Raw genomic sequence first — 22,284 nt, forward strand, 5'->3', positions numbered from 1 at the left:
GGGTCGCGCGCCGCGACACCGTCCTAGGCTCGACGCATGAGCGACGACGACGCCCCCGACCGCGGATCCGACGCCCGGGAGGACGCCGCCGGAGCCCCCGGACCGACCGTCGTGTGGCTGCGCGACGACCTGCGCGTGGCCGACAACCCCGCGCTCCACGCGGCCGTCGAGCGCGGCGAGCCGATCGTGGTGCTGTACGTGCTCGACGAGGAGAGCGACGGGATCCGCCCGCTCGGCGGTGCCGCCCGCTGGTGGCTGCACATGAGCCTGTCGCGCCTCGGGGAGTCGCTGCGGGAGCTCGGATCGCCGCTCGTGCTGCGGCGCGGCGCGGCCTCGGAGATCCTCGACGACCTCGTGGAGGAGCTCGGCGCGGGTGCGGTGCTGTGGAACCGGCGCTACGGCGGAGCGGAGATCGCCCTCGACACGGCGATCAAGAAGCGCCTCGGCGACCGCGGGCTCGACGTGCGCAGCTTCCAGGGATCGCTGCTCGTGGAGCCGTGGACGATCGCGAACAAGCAGGGCGAGCCGTTCCGCGTCTACTCGCCGTTCTGGAAGACCGTGCAGGAGCGGGAGGAGCCGCGGAGGCCGTTCCCCGCGCCACACGAGCTCGACGCGCCGCGGAAGGCGCCCCGCTCGGACGGCCTCGACGACTGGGAGTTGCTGCCCACGAAGCCGGACTGGGCCGCCGGCCTCCGGGAGGCGTGCGACCCGGGCGAGGCCGCCGGTCTCCAGCGCCTCGAGGACTTCGTGCACCACGAGCTGGAGGACTACGCCGCCCAGCGCGACGAGCCCGCCGCGATGACGACCTCGCGGCTCTCCGCGTACCTGCGCTGGGGCGAGGTGAGCCCGTTCCAGGTGTGGCACCGGATCCAGCTGACGCGCGGGAAGAAGGTCGGCGGCGACGAGGTCAACGCGACCAAGTTCCTCTCCGAGCTCGGCTGGCGGGAGTTCAGCTACCACCTGCTGTACCACCAGCCCGACCTCGCGACCCGGAACTTCACGCCGCGCTTCGACGCGTTCCCGTGGGCCGAGCCGAGCGACGACACCCTCGGCGCGTGGCAGCGCGGCGAGACGGGCGTGCCGCTGGTGGACGCCGGCATGCGCGCGCTCTGGAAGGACGGGCACCTGCACAACCGGGTGCGGATGGTCGTCGCCTCGTTCCTCATCAAGAACCTGCTGATCGACTGGCGCCACGGCGAGCAGTGGTTCTGGGACACGCTCGTCGACGCGGACTCCGCGAACAACGCGGCGAGCTGGCAGTGGGTGGCGGGATCCGGTGCGGACGCCGCGCCCTACTTCCGCGTGTTCAACCCGGTGCTGCAGGGGCAGAAGTTCGACCCGTCGGGCGAGTACATCCGCTCCTACGTGCCGGAGCTGGCGCACGCGCCGCGCGACGTCGTGCACGAGCCGTGGAAGGCGATGGGCGACCTGGTCGCGAGCGCGGAGGACGACGCCGACGCGAGCGTCGAGGGCGGGCTCGCGGCCTACCCGTCGCCCATCGTCGACCTGAAGGAGTCGCGGCGCCGCGCGCTGGCGGCCTACGACGAGGTCAAGGACCGCTGACGCCACGGGCCCGCGCGGCGATCGTTCCACGCGGGCCCGGCCGGGCGCATCCGCTCAGGCGTCGTCACCCTCGCGGTGCCCGAGGCGCTCCTCGCGCTCGTGCCGCTCGCGGATCCCGCGGCCCCGCTTCACGTCCTCGCGCTCGGCTGCCGCCTTCTTGTCGCTGACCTTCGTGTCGCGCGGCGGCAGCTGGATGGTCTCCTCGGCCGCGATCCCGGCCTGGAGCTGGCGGCCCCGCTCGAGCTCCGCGTCGAACTCGGCGCCGAACAGCAGCGCGAGGTTCGCGATCCAGAGCCAGAGCAGGAAGACGACGACACCGGCGAGCGCGCCGTAGTTCTTCGCGTAGCTGGAGAAGTTCGTGACGTAGAACGCGAAGCCGACGCTCGCGAGCACCAGGACGACGAGCGCGATGGCCGCGCCCATGCTCATCCAGCGGAACCTCGGCTGCTTCGCGTTCGGGGTGGCGTAGTAGAGGATCGCGATGAGCAGCACGATCGCGAACGCGAGCACCGGCCACTTGGCGATGGACCACACGATCTGCACGGTCGGGCCGAGGCCGAGCGCCGCGCCGATGGCCTCGGTGACGGGGCCGGAGATCGCGATGATGAGGGCGCACACCAGCAGGATCACGATGCCGATGACCGTGACGGCGAGCTGGGTGGGCTTGAGCGTGAGGAACGGTCGGCCCTCGGGGATCTCATAGATGCGGTTCATCGCCCGGCTGAACGCGCCGACGTAGCCGGAGGCCGACCAGACGGCGAGCACGATGCCGGAGACGAGGGCGAAGCCGGCGGCCGGCGAGTCGACGAAGCCCTGGATGATGGGCGCGAGCAGCTCCACCGCGCTCGGCGCGATGGGCTGGATCACGTCGGTGACGGCGTCGACGGTCTGCTGCCCCTGCCCGAACACCCCGAGCAGCGAGATGATCGCGATGAGCGCCGGGAACAGCGAGAGCACCGCGTAGTAGGTCAGCGACGCCGCGATGTCGGTGCACTGGTCGGATCCGAACTCGCGCATGGTCTTGCGGAGCACGTACTTCCAGGACGGCTTCTCGATCTCCGTCGGGGAGTCGGGCTTGCGCGCGTCCTCCTCGTCGGGCCGGTCGTCGATCGTGCCGGCGGTGTCGTGTCGTGCCACTGGTGCCTCCGTGTGGTGTGCGGGTCGGGTCCCCTGTCCCAGAGTGGCCCGCCGGGGCGGGAGCGCATAGCCCGCCGGGGTCTCGTACACTCGCCCGGGGGCCTCGCGCTCCGGGATCCGGCACCCGCCGGAACATCCGCCGGACGCCGCGCGTTGCCCCTCGTGATCGCCTCGTGCGATCACCGTGCTCCGCCTCCGCGCGCACGGAACCGCCCGCCGAGGAGCACGCATGCTGCGCACCATGATGACCGCGAAGATCCACCGCGCCACGGTGACGCACGCCGACCTCCACTACGTCGGCTCGGTCACGGTCGACCGCGACCTGCTCGACGCCGCCGACATCCTCGTGGGCGAGCGCGTCAGCATCGTCGACGTCACCAACGGCGCCCGCCTCGACACGTACACGATCGCCGGCGAGCGCGGGAGCGGCGTGCTCGGCATCAACGGCGCGGCCGCGCACCTCGTGGACGTGGGCGACGTCGTGATCCTCATCGCGTACGGCCAGATGGACACCACCGAGGCGCGCGCCCTCGAGCCGCGCGTGGTGCACGTGGACGCGGCGAACCGCATCCGGCTGGTGGACGCGGACCCCACCGCGCCTCCCGCGCCGGACCTCGAGCGGTCCCCGCTGGCCGAGCCGGTGTGACCCGGGCCGATCGATCGGGTCACGCACTGTATCGGGTCCCCCAAACGACGGACACAGGTCGGGACCCCCAGTCCGGGGCACATTCCCGCATACCCGGGGGTGATCCCAGGATGCCGGGCTACCGTGTAGGCATCCGGTACGGCTCTTCGGGTGAGCGGTACCGCACCAGCCGGTTCGTCTGCGGGTAACAGACGTCCTCGTGCGCAGACCGGCCCGGGCCTCGAAGGTCCGGGCCGGTCTCATCTCTCCCGCCGGGATGGACGCATGCGCGTCCCCGCGCCCTCAGCCGTGCCGCCGCTCCGCTCAGCGCCCTTCGGCGCGCCGTCGCCGCCGCTCGTCGCGCTCCGCGTCGGCCGCCGCCGCCTCCTCGGGTGTCGGCGCCGCCCCGCCCCGGTGCCGCGGCTGCCACCAGGCGCCGCGCCCGTCGACGGGATACGCGTCCTGCAGCGCGTCGACCAGCGACTGGAGCTCGACGCGGAGGGCGTCGGTGACCTGGCGCGGGTCCGCGTCGGGCGCCACGGCGATCGGCTCCCCCACGCGCACGTGGACGGGGACGCCGACGCGGTCGCGCAGCCGGATGCGCCGGTTCTTGGTCAGCAGCCGGTGCCCGCCCCAGACGGCGACGGGGATCACCGGCACGCCGGCCTCCGCGGCGAGGCGCGCGGCCCCGGTCTTCAGCTCCCGCACGCGGAAGGATGCGCTGACCCCCGCCTCGGGGAAGACGCCGACGAGCTCGCCCGAGCGCAGGGCCCGGACGGCGTCCGCGTAGGCGGCGGCGCCCGCGCCCATGTCGACGCTGATGTGGCGCATCCGCCGCAGGACCCAGCCGACCCCGGGCTGGTCGAACGCGCCCTTCTTCGCCAGGAAGCGGATCCGCCGGCGGTGGTGCAGCCAGGTCGCCCACTCGACGAGGGCGAACTCCAGGTAGCCGAAGTGGGTCATCGCGATGACGGCGCCGCCGGTGTCCGGGATGCTCTCGCGGCCCTCGGCGACCAGGCGGAGGCGGAGGGATCCGAAGAGCGCGCGGCCCAGGATCACAGCGGTCCCGTAGACGGGCTCGCGGGGGAGGCGGCTCATGCGTCGACCCTACGGGGACGGGATCGACGGACGCCGGGGGCCGACGCTCGGCGGATCGACCGCCGGCCCCCGATGCGCGCCCGATCGGCGCCCGTCGTCAGCGGCGGCGCTTGGCGGGATCCAGCCAGTAGTTGGAGAAGCCGGTGTCGGCCGGGTTCACGTTCTGCCCGGGCGGGACGATCTCGTCGATGCGGTCCAGCGTCGCCGCGTCGAGCTCCAGGTTCGCCGCGTCGAGCTGCGACTCGAGCTGCTCCAGGGTGCGCGGGCCGATGATCGCGCTGGAGACCGCCGGGTGCCGCAGCACGAACGCGAGCGCGAGGTGCACGAGCGGCACGCCGAGCTCGTCGGCGAGGGCGCCCAGCTGGTCGGCGGCGGCGAACTTCGGGTCGGACGGGTCGTAGCGCGACGGGTCGCGGTCGTTGCGGTGCGTCTTCGGGATGTCCTGGCCCTTGCGGTACTTGCCGGAGAGCCAGCCGCCGGCGAGCGGCGACCAGACGAGCGTGCCCATGCCGTGGCGCTGGGTGGTGGGGAGGAGGTCCGCCTCGATGCCGCGGGTGAGGAGCGAGTACGGCGGCTGCTCCGTGACGAAGCGCGCGGTGCCGCGCTCGCGCGCGACCCACTGGGCCTCCACGACCTGGCTGGGCTGGAACGTGGAGGAGCCGATGTAGCGCACCTTGCCCTGCGTGACGAGGTCGGTGAGGGCGCCGAGGGTCTCCTCGATGTCCGTGTGCTCGTCCGGCCGGTGCATCTGGTAGAGGTCGATGTGGTCCGTGCCGAGGCGGCGCAGGGAGTCCTCGACAGCGCGCATGATCCAGCGGCGCGAGCCGCCGCGGAAGTTCGCCTCGGGCTTCATGCCGTTGAAGAACTTGGTGGCGAGGATGAGGTCGTCGCGGCGGCCGGACTGCGCGATGGCCTTGCCGACGATCTCCTCCGACTCGCCGTACGCGTAGATGTCGGCGGTGTCGATGAAGGTGATGCCGGCGTCGATGGCGCGGTGGATCACGCGGATGGACTTCTCGTGGTCGGTCTCGCCCCAGGCGCCGAACATCATGGTGCCGAGGCAGAGGCGCGAGACCTCCACGCCGGTGCGTCCGAGGTGGGTGGTGGGCTGCTCCGTGGACTGCTCTGTCATGAGCGCCACGCTACGCGCGAGGCGTCAGGGGCGACCGTCCGGGGCGGGGGCGACATCGGACTCCGTGGAGGCGCCGGGCTCGACCGTGGCCTCGGCCTCGTCGTCCATGGTCTCCAACGTGATGTCGGCCTCGGGGGCCTCCTGCCCGTCGGCGTCGAGCGGCACGATGTAGTCGCCGAGGCGACGGCGGGCCGCCTCTTCGCGCTGCACACGGATCCGCTCGAGCTTCTCCTCGCGGAGGCGCAGGCGCTCGGTGTCGACCTCGACGCGGCGGACGGTGACGCCGCGCGTGGGGCCGGCGGCCTTGGCCGGCGTGGTCTTGCGGCTGGGCTCGCGCTTGGCGGCCTCGCTCGCGGGCTTGCGCGACGGGGCGGTGCCCGACTTCGCGGCCGCCGAGGCGGGCTTGGTCGAGACGGCCGGCGGCTTGCCGGAGCCCGGGCAGCGCTCGTGGTTCCGACCGTGGTCGAGGATGTTGCCCGTGGCCATGCCGACGGGGTTCGCCTTGCCGCAGACCGAGCACTTCGTCGCGGGGGTTGCTGCCACGTTCGATACCGCTTTCCATCACCGCGCCGTCGCCGGACCGAGGATGCCGGTCGGCCGGACGGCGCCTGTCAACGGTACCCGACACGGGAGGTGCGGGGATACCGCAGCACCCCGACCCGTGCGCGTCAAGCCGGGACGCAGGCGGTGCGCATCCGCACGACGACCGCGCCGTCGGCCTCCTCGGCCTCCAGCTCGACCGTGACGGAGGCGAGCGCGGCGAGGCCGTCGAGGTGCGTGCCGCCGCACGGGATGCGCGCGGTGCCGTCCTGCAGCTCGCACACCCACGAGCGGCGGGAGGTGAGCAGGTCGCCCTCGCGCTCGATCCGCGCGGGTGCAGCGGACGCGACCCAGGCCGCGAGCGTGGCGTCGACCCGCTCCCGCACCTCGTCGAGGTGCTCGACGAGCGCGGCCGTCGGGAACCCCTTCTTCCGCAGCGACTTCCCGAGGCGGTAGGTGTCGATCGACGACCACGGGCCGATGCGGGACGTGTCGATCGCGAGCGCGTCGAAGCCGGGCGCGCCCAGCGCGTCCGTCGGGACCTCCTTGGTCCAGGCGTCGGCGAGCGCGCGGTCGAGGGCGAGGGAGGCGAGGTGGCAGCCCGTGTGGCCGGCGCTGAGCGCCCGGCGGTGCTCGGGATCCACCGCGACCTCGGCCGCGTCGCCCTCCCGGACGTCGGCGTCGCCCGGGACGAGGTGCACCGCGACGAAGGACCAGCCGTCGGCGCCCTTCTTGACGGGCACCTCGGCGCCGACGTGGAGCGCGGCGACGCCCTCCCCCGGATCCGTGGACGCCGCGCCCACGACGCAGTCGAGCACCTCGATCCCGGCGCCCCGCACGCGGAGCACGGCGCGGTCGGCGGGCTGGTCGGGCCAGGCGGAGTCGACCGGGTGGCACGCGGTCGCGTCGAGCACGACGGCGAGCGTGCCGTCAGCGCGGCGGTCGACGCGGAGGACGGTGCCCGTGGAGGAGGTGGATCCCGCCGGGTACGTCACGCGCGTCGGCGGCAGGGAGGCGGCGGGCGCGGCGGCGCTGTCGGAGGTGGAGGTCATGGGGCTCCCGGGTCGGTGTCCCCCGATCCTCGCAGAGCCCGCGACCACGGACACGCCCGTGCGCGGCACTCCGAGGTGCCGTGCACAGCACCCTCATGGAGCGCGGCCTCTCGAACGCCGAGATCGCGGGCCGGCTGTTCCTCGCGCCGACGACGGTGAAGACGCACGTGAGCCCCACGCTGGACGAGCTCCACGTGCGCGACCGCCAGCACGCCACGATCCGGGCGTACGAGAACCGCGTGGTGGAGCCGCTCGGGTCGACCCGCTGAGCTGCGGGACCGGGGCGAGGCACCCGGGAGACGAGAACGGCCCGCACGAGGCGGGCCGTTCCATTCTGTCTCAACCAGAGATGCGCACCCGGAGGTGCTGTGCGCCCGGAGGGATTCGAACCCCCAACCTTCTGATCCGTAGTCAGATGCTCTATCCGTTGAGCTACGGGCGCAGTCGTACGGCGATGATCCCCGCGAGCGGCGATCAGGCCGGGAGACAGACTACATGCTCGCGGGCCGCCCCGCGAATCGGGCGGCCGGACGCGGTCCGAGGCGAGGCGATGTCCGGCCCCGGCCCTCCGGCGGTCGCCCCGGCGCCCGCTGATTAGGCTGGATCGACCCGAACCGCGAGGAGCGACCCTTGGCATCCTGGACCGATCACGTCGTGTGGTGGCACGTCTACCCGCTCGGCTTCACGGGTGCGCCGCAGACCCGCGACGACCTCGCCGACGGCGTCGACGCCGCACCCGCGCACCGCCTCGAGCGCCTCCGCGCCTGGCTCCCCTACCTCGTCGACCTCGGCGCCGACGGCCTGCTGCTCGGTCCGGTGTTCGACTCCGAGACGCACGGATACGACACGCGCGATCACCTGCGGGTCGACCCGCGGCTCGGCGACGACGCCGACCTCGACGCGCTGCTCGCCGACGCCTCGGAGCGCGGCGTGCGCGTGCTCCTCGACGGCGTCTTCAACCACGTGGGCCACAGCCACCCGCGCTTCGTGCAGGCGCTGGCCGACGGGCCCGGATCCGAGGCGGCGTCCTGGTTCCGCTGGGACGAGGCCGGCGAGCCCGTCGGCTTCGAGGGCCACGGCGCCCTCGTCACGCTCGACCACGGCTCCGAGGCCGTGCGCGCGCACGTCGCCGAGGTGATGGTCCACTGGCTCGACCGCGGCATCGCCGGCTGGCGGCTCGACGCCGCGTACGCCGTGCCCGCCTCGTTCTGGGCGGCGGTGCTGCCGCGCGTGCGCGAACGCCACCCGGACGCCTGGTTCGTCGGCGAGATGATCCACGGCGACTACGCCGGGTACGCCGCCGAGTCGACCATCGACTCCATCACGGCCTACGAGCTCTGGAAGTCCATCCGCAGCTCCATCGCCGAGCGGAACCTCTTCGAGCTCGACTGGACCCTGACGCGGCACTCCGAGCTGCTGCCGTCCTTCACGCCGCAGACCTTCGTCGGCAACCACGACGTCACGCGCATCGCCTCGGCGGTGGATCCGCGCCACCTGGGCCACGCGATCGCCCTCCTGCTCCTCCTCCCCGGCATCCCGTCGATCTACGCGGGCGACGAGCGCGGACTGACGGGCGTGAAGGAGGACCGCGCGGGCGGCGACGACGCCGTGCGACCCGCGTACCCGGCGGCACCCGACGAGCTGCCGGCCGATGCGGACGATCCGGACGCCGCCCGGATCCGCAGCCTGCACCAGCGGCTCGTCGGCCTCCGTCGCCGGCACGCCTGGCTCGTGGACGCGGGCCTCCGGACCTCCGACCTGACCAACACCGCGCTCACCGTCACGCTGCGGCCGTCGCTCTCCGGCGCGGCGGGCGGCGTCGCTCCGGGAGCACCCGACGCCCTGCGCCTCGTGCTCAACCTCGGCGACGAGCCGATCGCCGTCCCGGGCGGGACCGCCGCGGTCGAGGCGGGCGAGGTGGACGGCGACGGCCGCGTGCCCGCGCACGCGTGGGCGGTGCTGGCGGGCGCCTGACGCGCCGGGACGTCCCGGGCACGCGACGCCGCCCCCTCGCAGGCGGGGGCCGGTCCGGCCAGATCAGCGGACCGGCCGGACAGCCGAACCGGCCAGACGGCCGGACCGCTCAGACGGCCCGGTGCGGCCAGCCGTAGACCTCGGCGAGGAGGGCGGCCCGCGCGGCGTAGGCCGCGGCCTCCTCGACGGCCTCGGCGTCCGGATCCTCGTCCGCCGCCGCGAAGTGCCCGTCGGCGATCTCGGGCTCGTCGTCGTCGTCGAACGGGCGGTGCGTGAGCGGCCACTCCACGGCCGTCAGCGGAGGCCACGCCTCCGGGGACGTGGCGTCGGTCGCCGGCGACTCCTCGGACGCGCCGCCGGTGCCGACGGTGGGGTGCAGCGCCTCGTCGACCTCGTGCTCGTCCACGGCGCGCAGACCCTGTCCATCGCCGTACGGCGCGAAGAGGAACTGCGAGAAGTGGCGGGTCACGGCGTCAGGCTAGTAGCCCCGGGCTCCCAGGAACGGTCCGATCCGAGGGTTGTGGAAGGCTGCCCACTACCTGTTCGCGCACGACCCCGGATCAGGCCCCCGAGCGCCCCGGCTGGCCCAGCGGGACGGCCTCCGGACGCTCCACGGTGCTGCGGATCGCGCCCGTCGCGGCGGGGTCGAGGATCGCGTCCATGACCTCCAGCACGTGGAACGCGAGCTCCCCCGACGCCCGATGCGGAACGCCCCGACGGATGGCGTCGGCCATCTCCGCGAGGCCGCATCCCCGGCCCGCGTCGACGAAGCCCGCGCTCGGCTCGACGTCCGTCCACTCCCGGTCCGCGGACGTGGCGACCTGCACCCTCCCGGAGAAGTGGTTCGGGTCCGGCACCGAGAGCGTGCCGGCGGTGCCGTACACCTCGATGTTCGGGATCCGCGTGGCCCAGATGTCGAAGCTCATGGTGACCGTGGAGACGGCACCCGACGCGTGCGTGAGCACGGCGCTCACGTGGGTGTCGACGGTGACGGGGATCGCGCGCGCCTCCGGGTCGGACGCGGCGGACCGCACCCGGTCGGAGCGGAGCGACGCGCCCTGCACGCGGACGACGGGCCCGAGCAGCGTCACGAGCGCCGTGAGGTAGTACGGCCCCATGTCGAAGAGCGGCCCGGCGCCCGGCTGGTAGTAGAAGGCGGGGGCCGGATGCCAGAGCTCGTGGCCGGGCGCGCCCCAGAAGGCGTTGGCGGCGACGGGCTTCCCGATGGTGCCGGCGTCGAGCACCTGGCGGGCCGTCTGGATCCCGGTGCCGAGCACGGTGTCGGGGGCGGATCCGACGCGGAGGCCCTTCTCCGCGGCGAGCCGGAGGATCGGCTCGGCCTCGGCGGGGCTCAGCGCGAGCGGCTTCTCGCCGTAGACGTGCTTGCCCGCCTCGAGCACGCGGAGGTCGACCTCGGCGTGCGCGGCGGGGATCGTGAGGTTGAGCACGGCCTGGATCCGCGGGTCGGCGATGAGGTCGTCGACGCTCAGCGCGTCCACGCCCTGCGCCTCGGCGACCGTGCGCGCCCGCTCGAGGTCGAGGTCGGCGACGGCGACCAGGCGCACGCCCGGCAGGGACTCGAACGCCGCGAAGTACTGCTCGCTGATCTTCCCGACGCCGATGATCCCGAGGGTCATCGCGTCGTCGTCGTGGTTCAGCGTGCCGCCCACAGGAGGCCCCTCTCGATGATGGTGCGGACGTTCGGGTCCTCGACGACCTCGATGCGGTGGCCGGGAGCCGAGACGAAGATGCGGCCCTCGCCCCACTGGCGGGTCCAGATCGCGGGTGCGGTCACCGGCCGGTGCCACGGATCCCACGGCCGCACGGTCTGCGTGGTGGTCGCGAGCACGTCGTTGTACTCGTCGCTCAGCACCCAGTACTGCTCGGTCACGAGATCGAAGTCGGCGATCCCCTGGGTGATCTCGTGCGTGCGCCCGAGCTCGGTCATCTCGACCGTGTACGGGATGTAGTTGTCGGACTGCTCGCCCGTGCGCTCGGCCGGGTCCTTGCCCGCGTGATGGGCGAACTGGCCGCCGATCATGTGCAGGTAGTCGGCGGTGTTCCGGTACGAGTCGGCGATGCCGCCGTGCCAGCCGGCCATGCCGGTGCCCGCGATGACGGCGGCGCGGAGGCCGGCCATCTCCTCGGGCTCGATCGTGGTCATGGTGTTGGCCTGCACGATGAGGTCGGTCGCGGCCATGACATCGGCGTCGGCGTAGACGGCCGAGCCCTCCTCGACGCGGACCTCGAAGCCGCTCTCCTCGAGGAACGGGATGAACAGGCCCGTGGTCTCCACGGGCATGTGGCCGTCCCAGCCGCCGCGGACGACGAGCGCCTTCCGGGCGACGGTCACGAGCGGGCCGTCCCGGTCGGGCGACCCGGATGCGGGCGGACGGACGTGCGGGGGATCTGCATCTGCGACTCCTTCGTCGGGCGCGGCCGGGCGACTGCCGGCGCCCCTCGAACGCTACGCACCGGCGGTCAGGGCCGGCAAGCAGCGCGCGGGGGATCCGAAACGTTTCACTCGCGGGGCGACACCGTGGCGCCCGCGATCGCGCTCCCGCCCGCGGGCGCCGCGGTGCTGGCGCGCACCACGAGCGCGGTCGCGAGGTCGAGCCGGGTGGGCTCGTCGCTCCGGCCCTCGCGGATCCGCAGCACCATGCGCGCCGCCGCCTCCGCCATCTCGCGCACCGGCTGGCGCACCGTGCTGAGCGCGGGCGAGACGATGCGGGCGAACGGGAGGTCGTCGTAGCCGAGCACGGAGAGGTCGTCGGGGATCCGGATCCCGCGCTCCCGCGCCGCCTCGTACAGCCCGAGCGCCTGCTCGTCGTTGCCCGCGAAGATCGCGGTGGGACGGTCGGCGGCGTCGAGCAGCTCGCCGCCCGCGCGGTGCCCGGCGGTGCGCCCGAAGTCGCCCTCGACCTCCACGAGCGAGACCCCGGATCCGGCCGCCTCGAGCGCGCTGCGGAAGCCGGACATGCGGGCGCGGGAGTAGAGCCGGTGCGGCGGGCCGCTGATCGCGCCGATCCGCCGGTGCCCGAGCCCCAGCAGGTGCTCCCCCGCGGCGTGGCCGCCCTCCCAGTTGGTGGATCCGACGGCCGGCACGTCCGCGGCCGGCGACCCCGCGGGATCCACCACCACGAACGGGATGCCTCGGCTCCGCAGCTGCCGCTTCTGCGCGGGCGCGAGGTCGGAGAACACGAGAACGAGACCCATCGGGCGGCGCTGCATCACTCCCGCCATCCAGTCGCCGTCGAGGGCGGTGTCGCGCCCGTGCTCCGTGACGATGACGCTCAGCGCGTGCTCGCGCGCGACGGCGGAGACGCCGCGCAGCAGGTCGACCGAGAAGCCCGTGTCGACGACCTCGAGCACGATCTCGATCAGCGCGCCGTGCGGCCGCTCGGCCCCGCGGCGGCTGTAGCCGTGCCGCTCCATGAGCTCCTCGACGCGCGCCCGGGTCGCGGGCGAGATCCCCTTGCGCCCGTTGAGCACCTTGCTGACCGTGCCGATGGACACGTTCGCCTCGCGCGCGATGAGGCCGAGGGTGGTGCCGGAGCCGTGATCGGGGTCCGGCGCCCGCGTCGCATCGGGAAACGTGTCGCTCATGGGGGTGATGCTAGGCCGACCGGCCCTCGACGACGAGGCCGCGACCGGCCGGGTCCTCGCGAGGCTAGGCGGTGAGGCCCGGCACCGGCACGGCCGGGTCCTCGGCCGACGGGCGCTTCGGCGGGACGTTCGCCGGATGCACCTCGACATCGGCCAGCACCTCGATGCCGACGACCCGGGGAGCGAACCGATCGCCGTCCACCACGATCCAGTTGCCGACGAGCAGGAACGCGTCGTCGCCCGCGGTGAGCGGACCCGTGACCTGGAACGCGCCGTAGGCGGGCTCGTCGAACGTCACGCGGACCGCGGTCCCGTGGGCGAGGCCCGACACCGACGAGGGCAGGGCCGGCGCGCTCGCGCTCGCGTCCTCGGCCCTCACGGAGATGCCCTGGATCTCGCCCGCGGCGCCGAGCGCGGTGTCCGCGACGGACATCTGACCGTTCGCCCCGGTGCGCACCTCGCCGTCGACGACGTAGAGGCCGTACCGAGGCGAGCGGATGACGACGCGGACGAGGTCCCCGGGAGACAGCGCGGAGAGCGCGTCGCGGATGGCCTGCACGTCGCGCCGAGAACGGCCCGTCGTCAGCTGGTCGAGCGTCTGGCGGTCCATCCGAGGATGGTATCGGTTCCGGATGCGCCCGACCCCCGGGGCGCATGGCGCACGAGGCCGAGACGGGGAGGGAGAGAAGTGGCGGAGACGGTGGGATTTGAACCCACGGTACCCATACGGGTACTCCACCTTAGCAGGGTGGTGCACTAGGCCGAACTATGCGACGTCTCCAGACGTACCCGTCCACTGTACCGGACGCGGGGCCGTGCTCACATCCCGCGTCCCGGGCGGTCGGCGGGATCCGTCGACCTCCGCGCGCGCGTCGGGGTCACCTGGACGCCTTCGAGCACGTGACCGTGCCTGCGTCGGTGCCCGTGATCGCCTCGGGCAGCACGGTGGGGCCGGAGGGCGCGGGCGCGGATCCGCCGCCTGCAGCGGGCGCGCTCGCCGACGGGGCCGGTGCCGGTGTCGATGCCGCGGGCTGCTCCGCGACCGCGCCGAGCCCCGTGTTGCCCGCCTTGACCTGGAACGGCGCGTCCGTCCTGAGGAGCTGCATGAGCTCGTCGCCGTCCGTCTTCAGCGGCTGGACCTTGCCGGCGTAGACGCCCGTGCCCGAGGTCGTGCCCGGGTACTGCACGAAGTGCACCTGGTCGAGCGGGATGTCCTTGAGGGCCAGCGCCATGGACGCCATCGTCTGGTAGTCGAGCGACGTGGAGCGCTGCATGTTGTCGACCGCCGCCTTGGCGAGGCCGTAGACGCGCGTGGGATCCGAGAGCGTGCTGGACTGCCGCATCGTGCGCACGAGCGACGACAGGAACACCTGCTGGTTGCTGATGCGGGCGAGGTCGCTCTGGTCGCCCACCGCGTGGCGCGTGCGGAGGAACTGGAGCGCCTCCTTGCCCTTCAGCGGGGTCACGCCGGCCGGGAGGTCGAGGTCGGTCCGCTTGTCCTTGAGCGGGCTCGCCAAGCAGACGGGCACGCCGCCCACGGCGTTGGACATCTCGATGACGCCGTTGAACTCGATGAGCGCCGCGTACGGGATGTCGAGACCCGTGAACTGCGCGACGGTCTTCGCGACGCACGGCAGGCCGCCGTCGGAGAGCGCGGAGTTGAGGGGCGCGGCGGACAGGGGCGAGGTGGTGCCGGATCCGTCGCTGCGCTGGCATGCGGGGATGGGCACGATCAGGTCGCGCGGGAGGCTGACGACGGTGGCCTGCGAGTGGTCCGCGGAGACGTGCAGCACCATGTTCACGTCGTTGAGCGCGCCGTCGGTCTTGCCGTAGCCGTCGCCCTGGCCCTGGCGGGTGTCGGATCCGGCGAGCAGCATGTTGAAGCCGCCGTCGAGGGCGCCGACGCCCACCGTGGTCTGCTCGGTGCCGTCGCTGATGTCGACGGTGTTGGCCTGCACGGACTTGTCGAGCTCCCAGAGGGCGATGGTGGCGACCGAGAGTCCGCTCGCGACCAGCACCACGAGCGTCATGGCCGTGCCGATCAGCAGCGTCCGCGCCGCCGAGGACTTGCGCAGCCGGCCGTGGCGGGCGATGACCGGCGGCGTCTCGGATCGACGGGGGCGCAGGGGCGCGTCGCTCATGCGGGTCCTCTCCGGGCGGAGGGCGTGGGATTCGAACCCACGAGACATCTCTGCCCACCAGTTTTCAAGACTGGCTCCATCGGCCGCTCGGACAGCCCTCCCGATGCGCGCCCTCCCGCGGGGCGGATGGGGCGATCGTGAAGGATCCTACCGGTGGCCGGTCGGCCCGCGGGGTGCGGCCGGGTGACCGCGCGGGATGCGTCACTCTCGCACGTCGCGGATCCGAGCGGGCTGAATCCTCCCCAGGTGGGGAATCTCGCGGCGACCGGAGTCAGAGACGGGCGAGGACCACCGCCGCGCCGTTCTCGGCGATGGGGCCGGTGACCTCGGTGGCCACCGCGATGACCTCGGCGGGCGCCTGGCCCATCGCGACCCCGCGGCCGTGCGCGCCCGCCCACTCCAGCATCTCGATGTCGTTCCGGCCGTCGCCCATCGCGAGGACGTGCGTGCGGGCGATGCCGTGCAGCTCGCGCACGCGCTCCATGGCCGTGGCCTTGTTCACGCCGTCGGGCGCGATGTCGAGCCAGGCGGTCCAGCCGATCGAGTAGCTCACGCGGTGCAGGCCCATGCGCTCGACGACGCCCTGGAAGTCCTCCACGTCGTGCCCGGGCGAGATGACGACGACGCGCGTCGCGGGCACGTGGAGCAGCTCCTCGAACTCGACGTGACGGCCGTTGGCCTCGAGCACGCCGGCCGGGAAGTCGCCGCCGGAGTAGAGGTACACGCCCTCCTCGTCCTCGACGGCGTAGCGGCCGCTCGCGAGGTGGGGGCGGATCCGCTGCAGCACGTCGGCGGGGTCGAACGTCTCGACGAAGCGTCGGCTGTACCCGGTGGGGACGTCGGCGTCGCGCTCGAGGGTGATCGCGCCGTTGGAGCAGACCATGTACTCCGGCCGGATGCCGAGCCGGTCGACGATCGGCAGGGTGTCGGCGACCGAGCGGCCGGTGGAGGGCATGACGACGTGGCCGACCTCCTCCACGCGCCGCACCTCGCGGATGACCTGCTCGTCGAGCGAGCCGTCCTCGCCGAGGAGCGTGCCGTCGATGTCGAGGGCGATGAGGAGGCGGTCGGCGTCGGCCACGCGCGGGGTCATCGCGCCGCCTTCGCCGTGGCGGGCTCCAGCGTCTCGAGGCCGCCGAGGTACGGGCGCAGCGCCTCGGGCACGCGCACCGAGCCATCCGCCTGCTGGTGCGTCTCGAGGATCGCGACGATCCAGCGCGTGGTGGCGAGCGTGCCGTTGAGCGTGGCGACGGGTGAGGTGCGCCCGTCCTCGCCGCGGAAGCGCGTGCCGAGTCGTCGGGCCTGGAAGGTGGTGCAGTTCGAGGTGGAGGTGAGCTCGCGGTAGGCGTCCTGCGTGGGGATCCACGCCTCGACGTCGTACTTGCGGGCGGCGCTCGACCCGAGGTCGCCCGCCGCCGTGTCGATGACGCGGTAGGCGAGGCCCAGGTCCTGCATCATGCGCTCCTGCAGGGCGAGCAGGCGCTCGTGCTCGGCCTCGGCGTCGGACGGGTCGACGTAGCTGAACATCTCGAGCTTCTGGAACTGGTGCACGCGGATGATGCCGCGGGTGTCCTTGCCGTAGGAGCCCGCCTCCTTGCGGTAGCAGGTGGACCAGCCGGCGTAGCGGATGGGGCCCGCGGCGAGGTCGAGGATCTCGTCGGCGTGGTACCCGGCGAGCGCCACCTCGCTCGTGCCCGTGAGGTAGAGGTCGTCGTCGTCGAGGTGGTAGACCTCGTCGGCGTGGGCGCCGAGGTAGCCGGTGCCGGCCATGATCTCGGGCTTCACGAGCGTGGGCGTGATGAGCGGCACGAGGCCGGCCTCGAGCGCGCGCGCCAGGCCGAAGTTCATCAGCGCGATCTCGAGCCGCGCGCCGATCCCCTTCAGGAAGTGGAAGCGGGCGCCGGAGACCTTGGCGCCGCGTCCCATGTCGATGGCGTCGAGGATCTCGCCGATCTCCAGGTGGTCGCGCGGGTCGAAGTCGAACGACGGCCTCTCGCCGACCTCGCGCACGAGCGCCCAGTCGTCCTCGCCGCCGGCGGGCACGCCCTCGATGACGATGTTCGGGATCCGCCGCATGGCCTCGTCGAGCGCGGCCTCGGCCTCCTGCGCGCGCTCCTGCGCCGCCGTGACGCGCGCCTTCAGCTCCTGCACCTCGGCGATGAGGCGCGGCTTGTCGGCCTTGTCGGCCTTCGCGACGAGCTTGCCGTGCACGTTCTGCTCGGCGCGCAGGGCCTCGAACTCCGTGATCGCCCGGCGCCGCTCGGAGTCGGCGGCGACCGCCTGGTCGACCACCTCCACGGAGGCTCCGCGCAGCTCCTGCGAGGCGATGACGAGGTCGGGATGGTCGCGGAGGGTCTGCGGATCGATCACCCCGTCACTCTAACGAAGCGGCCCGGGCGCGTCGGGGCGCGTCGACCGGTCAGGCGCCCGCGCCCGGCTCGGCCGAGAGGATGCCCCGCAGCCAGTCGCGCGCCTCGAGGAACACGTCGTCCTCGTACCGGGCGCGGTACCTGCTCCGCGCGCCGTCGGCCCGCGGATACGAGCCCAGGAACGTGACCCGCGGGCTGAAGCGGCGGATCCCGAGCAGGGCGTCGGCCACGCGCTCGTCGTGCACGTGCCCCTCCGCGTCGATGACGAAGCGGTAGCGCCCGAGCTCGTCGCCGATGGGCCGCGACTGGATGAGCGTGAGGTTCACGCCGCGGGTCGCGAACTGCTCGAGGAGGTCGAGCAGGGATCCGGCGCGGTCGTCGGGCAGCTCGACGATGAGGCTCGTCTTGTCGGCGCCCGTGCGCGGCGGCAGCGTGGTGGCGCGGCCGACGAGCACGAAGCGCGTGACCGCATTCGGATTGTCGCCGACGCCGCGGGCGACCGCCTCGAGCGGCCGGCCCTCCGTGATCCGCGGCGGCGCGATAGCCGCGTCCGCGGTGCCGCCGTCCAGCAGGGACAGGGCCGCCGCGACGTTCGAGGTCGCCGGCACGTGCCCGTGCCTCGGCAGCTCGCGCTCGAGGAAGCGGCGGCACTGGCCGTAGGCGACCGGATGGGCGGCCACGGTGCGCACGTCGGCGAGCGCCGTGCCCGGCCGCACCACGAGGTCGAAGGACACCGGCACGAGGTGCTCGCTGAGGATCCGGAGGCCCGGGACGTTCGCGAGCGCGTCCTGCGTGGCCGTCACCCCGCCCTCCACGGAGTTCTCGATGGCGATCATGGCGGCGACCGAGGTGCCGGACACCACGTCGGCGAGGGCCTCGGAGGCGTTGTTGACCGCGCGCCAGGTGCGGCCGCGGGCGGCCTCGACCTGCATGAGCGCGGCCTCCGTGAAGGTGCCGGACGGGCCGAGGTAGCTGTAGGTCTCGTCGGGTCGCGGGGTCTCGGCCATGCCTGCACCCTAGATGGGAATGGGCGGGCCCCGGTGCCAGGATGGGAGCATGCATGACCGCGCAGGCACAGTCGCCCTCCCGTCCGACCTCGTCGACCTCGACGAGCTGATCCGGGCGTACCACGACCTCCACCCCGACGTGGAGGACCCGGAGCAGAAGGTGGCGTTCGGCACGAGCGGCCACCGCGGCAGCTCCCTGAAGACCGCGTTCAACGAGGACCACATCCTCGCGATCACGCAGGCGATCGTGGAGTACCGGGCCGAGCAGGGCATCACCGGGCCGCTGTTCATCGGCCGCGACACCCACGGGCTCTCGAAGCCCGCCGAGGACACCGCGCTCGAGGTGCTCGTCGCCAACGGCGTGCGCGTGCTCGCCGACTCCCGCGACTCCTGGTGCCCGACCCCCGCCCTCTCGCACGCGATCCTCCGCTGGAACCGCGACGACGCACACGGCGACGACGACGTGGCCGACGGCATCGTCGTGACCCCCAGCCACAACCCGCCGGCCGACGGCGGCTTCAAGTACAACCCGCCGCACGGCGGCCCGGCGGACTCCGACGCCACCGGCTGGATCGCGTCGCGCGCCAACGCGATCATCGCGGGCGGGCTCGTGGACGTGAAGCGCGTCCCGCTCGAGGAGGCCCGCGGCCGCATCGAGGGCTACGACTTCCTCGGCCACTACGTGGACGACCTCGGCTCCATCATCGACATGGAGGCCATCCGGAAGGCGGGCGTGCGCATCGGCGCGGATCCCCTCGGCGGCGCGTCCGTCGAGTACTGGGCCGCCATCGGCGAGCGCCACGGCCTCGACCTCGAGGTCGTGAACCCGGAGGTGGATCCCGCCTGGGCCTTCATGACGCTCGACTGGGACGGCAAGATCCGCATGGACCCGTCCTCCTCCTCCGCCATGGCGAGCGTGCTCGCGCGCAAGGACGACTTCGACATCCTCACGGGCAACGACGCCGACGCCGACCGGCACGGCATCGTCACGCCGGACGCCGGGCTCATGAACCCGAACCACTACCTCGCGGTCGCCATCGACTACCTGTACGCGCACCGTCCCGAGTGGCGCGCGGATGCCGCGATCGGCAAGACGCTCGTCTCCTCCAGCGTGATCGACCGGGTGGCCGAGTCGCTCGGCCGCCGCCTCTGGGAGGTGCCGGTCGGCTTCAAGTGGTTCGTGCCCGGCCTCATCGACGGATCCGTCGGCTTCGGCGGCGAGGAGTCCGCGGGCGCGAGCTTCCTCCGCATGGACGGGACCGTCTGGACCACGGACAAGGACGGGATCCTGCTGGCGCTCCTCGCCGCCGAGATCGTGGCGGTCACCGGCAAGACGCCGAGCGTGCTCTACCGCGAGCTGACGGAGCGCTTCGGCGACCCGGTCTACGAGCGCGTCGACGCCGCGGCCACGAAGGCGCAGAAGGCGACCCTGGGCAAGCTCGACGGCGACGCCATCACGGCCACCGAGGTCGCGGGCGACCCGATCACCGCGAAGCTGAGCACCGCGCCCGGCAACGGCGCCGCGGTCGGCGGCGTCAAGGTCATCACCGGGAACGCGTGGTTCGCGGCGCGCCCGAGCGGCACCGAGGACGTCTACAAGATCTACGCCGAGTCGTTCGTGGGCCTCGACCACCTGCACGCGGTGCAGGCGGAGGCCAAGCGGATCGTCGACGCGGCGCTCGGCGCCTAGCGGCTCGACGCGGGATCGACCGGGCGATGCGCAGCCGCCGCGATGGGAGGCTTCGCATCCACGATGCCTACGCTGGGGGAATGCGCCATTCCGGGGATGTGGATGCGTTCGTCTGGGACGAGCCGTCGATGCGCCCCGGCGACGGTGCGGCCGGCGCGACCCCGGTCGTCGACCGGCACATGCGGCTCCCCGACGGCCACGCGCGCCGGCGGGTCGTGGCGCTCGCAGGGCTGCTCGCCGTCGTGGTCGCCGGCATGGTCGTCACCCACAGCGACGGCCGCGGGCTGTGGCCCGACATCTTCTACGCGGCGGCCTTCCACCTCGCGCTCATCGCGGCGCTCCCCCGCGTGGACACGGTCGTGCACGGCGCCGCCGTGCTCGTGTGGTGCACCGGGATCGAGCTCCTGCAGATCACCGGGTGGCCCGCGCTGTGGGCGCTGCACGTGCCCCTCTGCCGACTGCTGCTCGGCACCGGGTACGACCCCGTCGACCTCGGGGCCTACGCGCTCGGCGTGCTGCTGGTGCTCGCGGTCGACCGCCTGCTGCGCATCGGCCGCGGGCTCGACGACCCGACCTAGGCCACGCTCCAGAAGTGCACCTGGGCGCCGGGGTGCTCGGTGGTGATGGCGGCGTCGAGGTCGCGGTAGTCGTTGTCGAGGTTGTGGCCGACCATCTTCACGATGTTCCCGCCGGCCTTGGGCTCGATGGCCGAGACGATCTGGGTGTGATCGGGCGAGGAGTTGCGGTTCCAGTCGAAGATGACGATGTCGCCGACCTTCAGCTTGTCGCGGTCCGCGAGCTCGAGGCGCGTGATGCCGAGCGTGGACGCGTTCGAGGTGAGCCACTTGTCGAAGGTGGGCACGTGGATCCACGGGTAGGTCCAGTCGGACCCGCCGCCGCGGTTGTGCCACTCCGTCGTCATCTCCCAGCCGCGCTGGATGAGCGTCTGGCTCACGAAGTTCACGCAGTCGCCGCCGGACGGGTTGAAGTTGCCGTACTCCTTGAGGTTGTAGGAGTCCCAGTGCGCGAGCGCGTACTGGAGCTGCTTGTCGACCGGGGTCTGCGCGGCGTACGCGGCGGTCGCCGTCGTGAGCGCGGCGTCGCCCGCCATGACCTGGATCTCGGCGGACCGGTCCTCGTAGTCGGCGGAGCGGGGCGCCACGACCGTGACGGATCCGTCGCCCGCCACCTTGAGGTCGGTGCCCGCTGTGCCCGCGAACATGACGGCGGTCGCGGCGGAGAGGCCGGCGCCGGCGAGCGTGACGGTCTGGCCGCCCGAGACGGAGAGCGTGGCCGGTTCGACGGAGGAGACGGCGGGCGCGGATCCCGACGCGGCGGGCTGGCCGTCGGCGCCGAGAACGGCGCGCGGTTCGGGCTCCTGGCGGGTGCAGGCGGCGAGGGCGGCGGTCACGGGGACCGCGAGCGCGGCGGCGAGGATGCTGCGGCGGCGGATGTCGGCGGTCACGAGCTGCTCCGGGAGGTAGAAGGGGTGCGCCGGGATGCCGGGCGCGACCAGGGTACCCCGCGACCCCGTGCGTCCCCCGGACGGCGCGACGAGGGCCGCCCGAGAGGGAGCACGCGCGGCCCCGGGCGCGAGGACGCCCGAGTGGCCAGTCGATCGACTTGTGGAGAATCGGATGCCTTCCACTCCCCGAGAACCATCCTCATGGAAGCGGCGACCGACGCCGCGTGCACCGCCACGAAGGACATCCACCGAGGAGGCACCGATGACACGCATCACCTCAGCACCATCTCGCACCAGGAACGACCGCGGACGGATCGGACGCGCGCACCAGCACGTCGCCGCGCTCGCCATCGCCATCACCACGGCGCTCGCCGTGGTGATCGGCTGATCCATGCCGGCCCAGGCAGCCGAGAGCCACCCCGCCAGCGCGGCCGCGACCGCGCACGTCACGGCTGCCGAGGCCCGAGCGGGAGCGGCCATCACCGCCACCGCCGCCGCGGTCACGACGAGCGGCGGCACGAGCACCACGCTCACCCCGACCGACCCGGGAGTGAAGGACCCGCACGCGCTCGGCGCGAGCGCGAAGTGGGCCGGCTGGGACAGGCACGGACCGTGGGTCGACATCAGCAAGGACGCGTGGCCGATCATCACCGCCAGCGCGGGCGCCGGCGCCACGGTCAGGTTCTGCGCGATCGCCAAGATCGGCCCCTTCCTCTGCTTCCTCGGCGTGATCGCGATCGCCGCCGTCACCGAGTGGGTGAAGCACCACCCGCCGTGCCCCGGCGACCAGAAGTTCAAGTTCTACTTCGGCGACACGCCCAGCTACTGCCACGACTGATCCACCCCCTGCGATGCGCGTCCCTCCCCCGGAGGGGCGCGCATCCG

Annotated in this window: 23 protein-coding genes and 3 tRNA genes; 8 read left to right on the top strand and 18 right to left on the bottom strand. The window is 73.2% G+C overall.

Annotated elements, in window-relative coordinates; all coding sequences use genetic code 11:
* Nucleotides 1-36: 36 nt before the first annotated feature.
* Entirely contained in the window at nucleotides 37-1,563 is a 1,527-nt protein-coding gene (locus tag PED38_RS05670; protein ID WP_270980290.1) for a cryptochrome/photolyase family protein, read from the top strand.
* Nucleotides 1,564-1,617: 54 nt separating this feature from the next.
* Here the strand turns inward: PED38_RS05670 and PED38_RS05675 are convergent, their stop codons facing one another.
* Nucleotides 1,618-2,700: a YihY/virulence factor BrkB family protein gene (locus tag PED38_RS05675; protein ID WP_063072468.1), complete on the bottom strand. Its 1,083-nt coding sequence runs from the start codon at nucleotides 2,698-2,700 to the stop codon at nucleotides 1,618-1,620.
* Nucleotides 2,701-2,929: 229 nt separating this feature from the next.
* On the opposite strand from PED38_RS05675, the gene panD reads away from it, so the two are divergent.
* Nucleotides 2,930-3,346: an aspartate 1-decarboxylase gene (panD, locus tag PED38_RS05680; RefSeq protein WP_270980291.1), complete on the top strand. Its 417-nt coding sequence runs from the start codon at nucleotides 2,930-2,932 to the stop codon at nucleotides 3,344-3,346.
* Nucleotides 3,347-3,649: 303 nt separating this feature from the next.
* Here panD and PED38_RS05685 read toward each other — a convergent pair whose 3' ends face one another.
* From PED38_RS05685 to PED38_RS05700, 4 genes are all read right to left on the bottom strand, one after another.
* A complete protein-coding gene (locus PED38_RS05685) occupies nucleotides 3,650-4,423 on the bottom strand; it encodes a lysophospholipid acyltransferase family protein (RefSeq protein WP_063072470.1) in 774 nt (257 codons plus the stop codon).
* 97 nt (nucleotides 4,424-4,520) lie between these two features.
* On the bottom strand, nucleotides 4,521-5,555 hold the full coding sequence (locus tag PED38_RS05690) for an aldo/keto reductase (protein WP_270980292.1): 1,035 nt from the start codon (nucleotides 5,553-5,555) through the stop codon (nucleotides 4,521-4,523).
* Nucleotides 5,556-5,579: 24 nt separating this feature from the next.
* On the bottom strand, nucleotides 5,580-6,098 hold the full coding sequence (locus PED38_RS05695) for a hypothetical protein (protein ID WP_063072471.1): 519 nt from the start codon (nucleotides 6,096-6,098) through the stop codon (nucleotides 5,580-5,582).
* A gap of 125 nt (nucleotides 6,099-6,223) precedes the next feature.
* Entirely contained in the window at nucleotides 6,224-7,147 is a 924-nt protein-coding gene (locus tag PED38_RS05700) for a metal-dependent hydrolase (protein WP_270980293.1), read from the bottom strand.
* A gap of 80 nt (nucleotides 7,148-7,227) precedes the next feature.
* On the opposite strand from PED38_RS05700, the gene PED38_RS05705 reads away from it, so the two are divergent.
* The gene (locus PED38_RS05705) at nucleotides 7,228-7,416 is read left to right on the top strand and encodes a response regulator transcription factor (RefSeq protein ID WP_063072473.1); all 189 of its coding nucleotides are present in this window, start codon (nucleotides 7,228-7,230) and stop codon (nucleotides 7,414-7,416) included.
* 100 nt (nucleotides 7,417-7,516) lie between these two features.
* Here PED38_RS05705 and PED38_RS05710 read toward each other — a convergent pair.
* A tRNA-Arg gene (locus PED38_RS05710) sits at nucleotides 7,517-7,589 on the bottom strand.
* A 188-nt stretch (nucleotides 7,590-7,777) separates the two neighbouring features.
* Between PED38_RS05710 and PED38_RS05715 the strand changes: the two genes are divergently transcribed.
* On the top strand, nucleotides 7,778-9,121 hold the full coding sequence (locus tag PED38_RS05715) for an alpha-amylase family protein (RefSeq protein ID WP_270980294.1): 1,344 nt from the start codon (nucleotides 7,778-7,780) through the stop codon (nucleotides 9,119-9,121).
* A 109-nt stretch (nucleotides 9,122-9,230) separates the two neighbouring features.
* On the opposite strand, the gene PED38_RS05720 is transcribed toward PED38_RS05715, so the two are convergent.
* The 11 genes from PED38_RS05720 to pheA all read right to left on the bottom strand — a co-directional run bounded on the left by PED38_RS05720 (nucleotide 9,231) and on the right by pheA (nucleotide 18,244).
* Nucleotides 9,231-9,590 carry a hypothetical protein gene (locus PED38_RS05720; protein ID WP_063072475.1) on the bottom strand — a complete coding sequence of 120 codons (360 nt, stop codon included), beginning with the start codon at nucleotides 9,588-9,590 and terminating at the stop codon, nucleotides 9,231-9,233.
* A gap of 91 nt (nucleotides 9,591-9,681) precedes the next feature.
* The gene (locus tag PED38_RS05725; protein ID WP_270980310.1) at nucleotides 9,682-10,758 is read right to left on the bottom strand and encodes a Gfo/Idh/MocA family protein; all 1,077 of its coding nucleotides are present in this window, start codon (nucleotides 10,756-10,758) and stop codon (nucleotides 9,682-9,684) included.
* A 17-nt stretch (nucleotides 10,759-10,775) separates the two neighbouring features.
* Nucleotides 10,776-11,474: a ThuA domain-containing protein gene (locus tag PED38_RS05730; protein WP_063072476.1), complete on the bottom strand. Its 699-nt coding sequence runs from the start codon at nucleotides 11,472-11,474 to the stop codon at nucleotides 10,776-10,778.
* Between the two features lie 167 nt (nucleotides 11,475-11,641).
* Complete coding sequence (locus PED38_RS05735) at nucleotides 11,642-12,727, bottom strand: LacI family DNA-binding transcriptional regulator (protein ID WP_270980295.1); 1,086 nt, start codon at nucleotides 12,725-12,727, stop codon at nucleotides 11,642-11,644.
* Nucleotides 12,728-12,791: 64 nt separating this feature from the next.
* Nucleotides 12,792-13,337, bottom strand: a complete 546-nt coding sequence (locus PED38_RS05740; protein WP_063072478.1) for a hypothetical protein — start codon at nucleotides 13,335-13,337, stop codon at nucleotides 12,792-12,794.
* Nucleotides 13,338-13,416: 79 nt separating this feature from the next.
* Nucleotides 13,417-13,508, bottom strand: a tRNA-Ser gene (locus tag PED38_RS05745).
* Nucleotides 13,509-13,605: 97 nt separating this feature from the next.
* Nucleotides 13,606-14,868, bottom strand: coding sequence for an LCP family protein (locus PED38_RS05750; RefSeq protein WP_063072479.1), 1,263 nt, complete (start codon nucleotides 14,866-14,868; stop codon nucleotides 13,606-13,608).
* A 16-nt stretch (nucleotides 14,869-14,884) separates the two neighbouring features.
* A tRNA-Ser gene (locus PED38_RS05755) sits at nucleotides 14,885-14,969 on the bottom strand.
* 170 nt (nucleotides 14,970-15,139) lie between these two features.
* Nucleotides 15,140-15,961 carry an HAD family hydrolase gene (locus PED38_RS05760; protein WP_063072480.1) on the bottom strand — a complete coding sequence of 274 codons (822 nt, stop codon included), beginning with the start codon at nucleotides 15,959-15,961 and terminating at the stop codon, nucleotides 15,140-15,142.
* Nucleotides 15,958-17,238 (bottom strand): serine--tRNA ligase, encoded by a 1,281-nt coding sequence (gene serS, locus PED38_RS05765; protein ID WP_270980296.1) that lies wholly within the window; start codon nucleotides 17,236-17,238, stop codon nucleotides 15,958-15,960. The genes PED38_RS05760 and serS overlap by 4 nt, the downstream gene beginning before the upstream one ends.
* 49 nt (nucleotides 17,239-17,287) lie before the next feature.
* Complete coding sequence (pheA, locus tag PED38_RS05770; RefSeq protein ID WP_063072482.1) at nucleotides 17,288-18,244, bottom strand: prephenate dehydratase; 957 nt, start codon at nucleotides 18,242-18,244, stop codon at nucleotides 17,288-17,290.
* 49 nt (nucleotides 18,245-18,293) lie between these two features.
* Here pheA and pgm point away from each other — a divergent pair, with 49 nt between their 5' ends.
* Both pgm and PED38_RS05780 read left to right on the top strand, forming a co-directional pair.
* Complete coding sequence (gene pgm / locus PED38_RS05775; protein ID WP_270980297.1) at nucleotides 18,294-19,934, top strand: phosphoglucomutase (alpha-D-glucose-1,6-bisphosphate-dependent); 1,641 nt, start codon at nucleotides 18,294-18,296, stop codon at nucleotides 19,932-19,934.
* Between the two features lie 80 nt (nucleotides 19,935-20,014).
* Nucleotides 20,015-20,512: a ribosomal maturation YjgA family protein gene (locus tag PED38_RS05780; RefSeq protein WP_063072484.1), complete on the top strand. Its 498-nt coding sequence runs from the start codon at nucleotides 20,015-20,017 to the stop codon at nucleotides 20,510-20,512.
* Here the strand turns inward: PED38_RS05780 and PED38_RS05785 are convergent.
* Nucleotides 20,509-21,399: an amidase domain-containing protein gene (locus tag PED38_RS05785; RefSeq protein ID WP_063072485.1), complete on the bottom strand. Its 891-nt coding sequence runs from the start codon at nucleotides 21,397-21,399 to the stop codon at nucleotides 20,509-20,511. The genes PED38_RS05780 and PED38_RS05785 overlap by 4 nt on opposite strands.
* Nucleotides 21,400-21,661: 262 nt before the next feature.
* Between PED38_RS05785 and PED38_RS05790 the strand changes: the two genes are divergently transcribed.
* Together PED38_RS05790 and PED38_RS05795 are read left to right on the top strand one after the other, a co-directional pair.
* Entirely contained in the window at nucleotides 21,662-21,787 is a 126-nt protein-coding gene (locus PED38_RS05790) for a hypothetical protein (protein WP_270980298.1), read from the top strand.
* A gap of 3 nt (nucleotides 21,788-21,790) precedes the next feature.
* Nucleotides 21,791-22,237, top strand: coding sequence for a hypothetical protein (locus tag PED38_RS05795; RefSeq protein ID WP_270980299.1), 447 nt, complete (start codon nucleotides 21,791-21,793; stop codon nucleotides 22,235-22,237).
* Nucleotides 22,238-22,284: the final 47 nt, after the last annotated feature.

The organism is Clavibacter sp. CT19 (genome assembly GCF_027858075.1).
Classification (GTDB): domain Bacteria; phylum Actinomycetota; class Actinomycetes; order Actinomycetales; family Microbacteriaceae; genus Clavibacter; species Clavibacter tessellarius_A.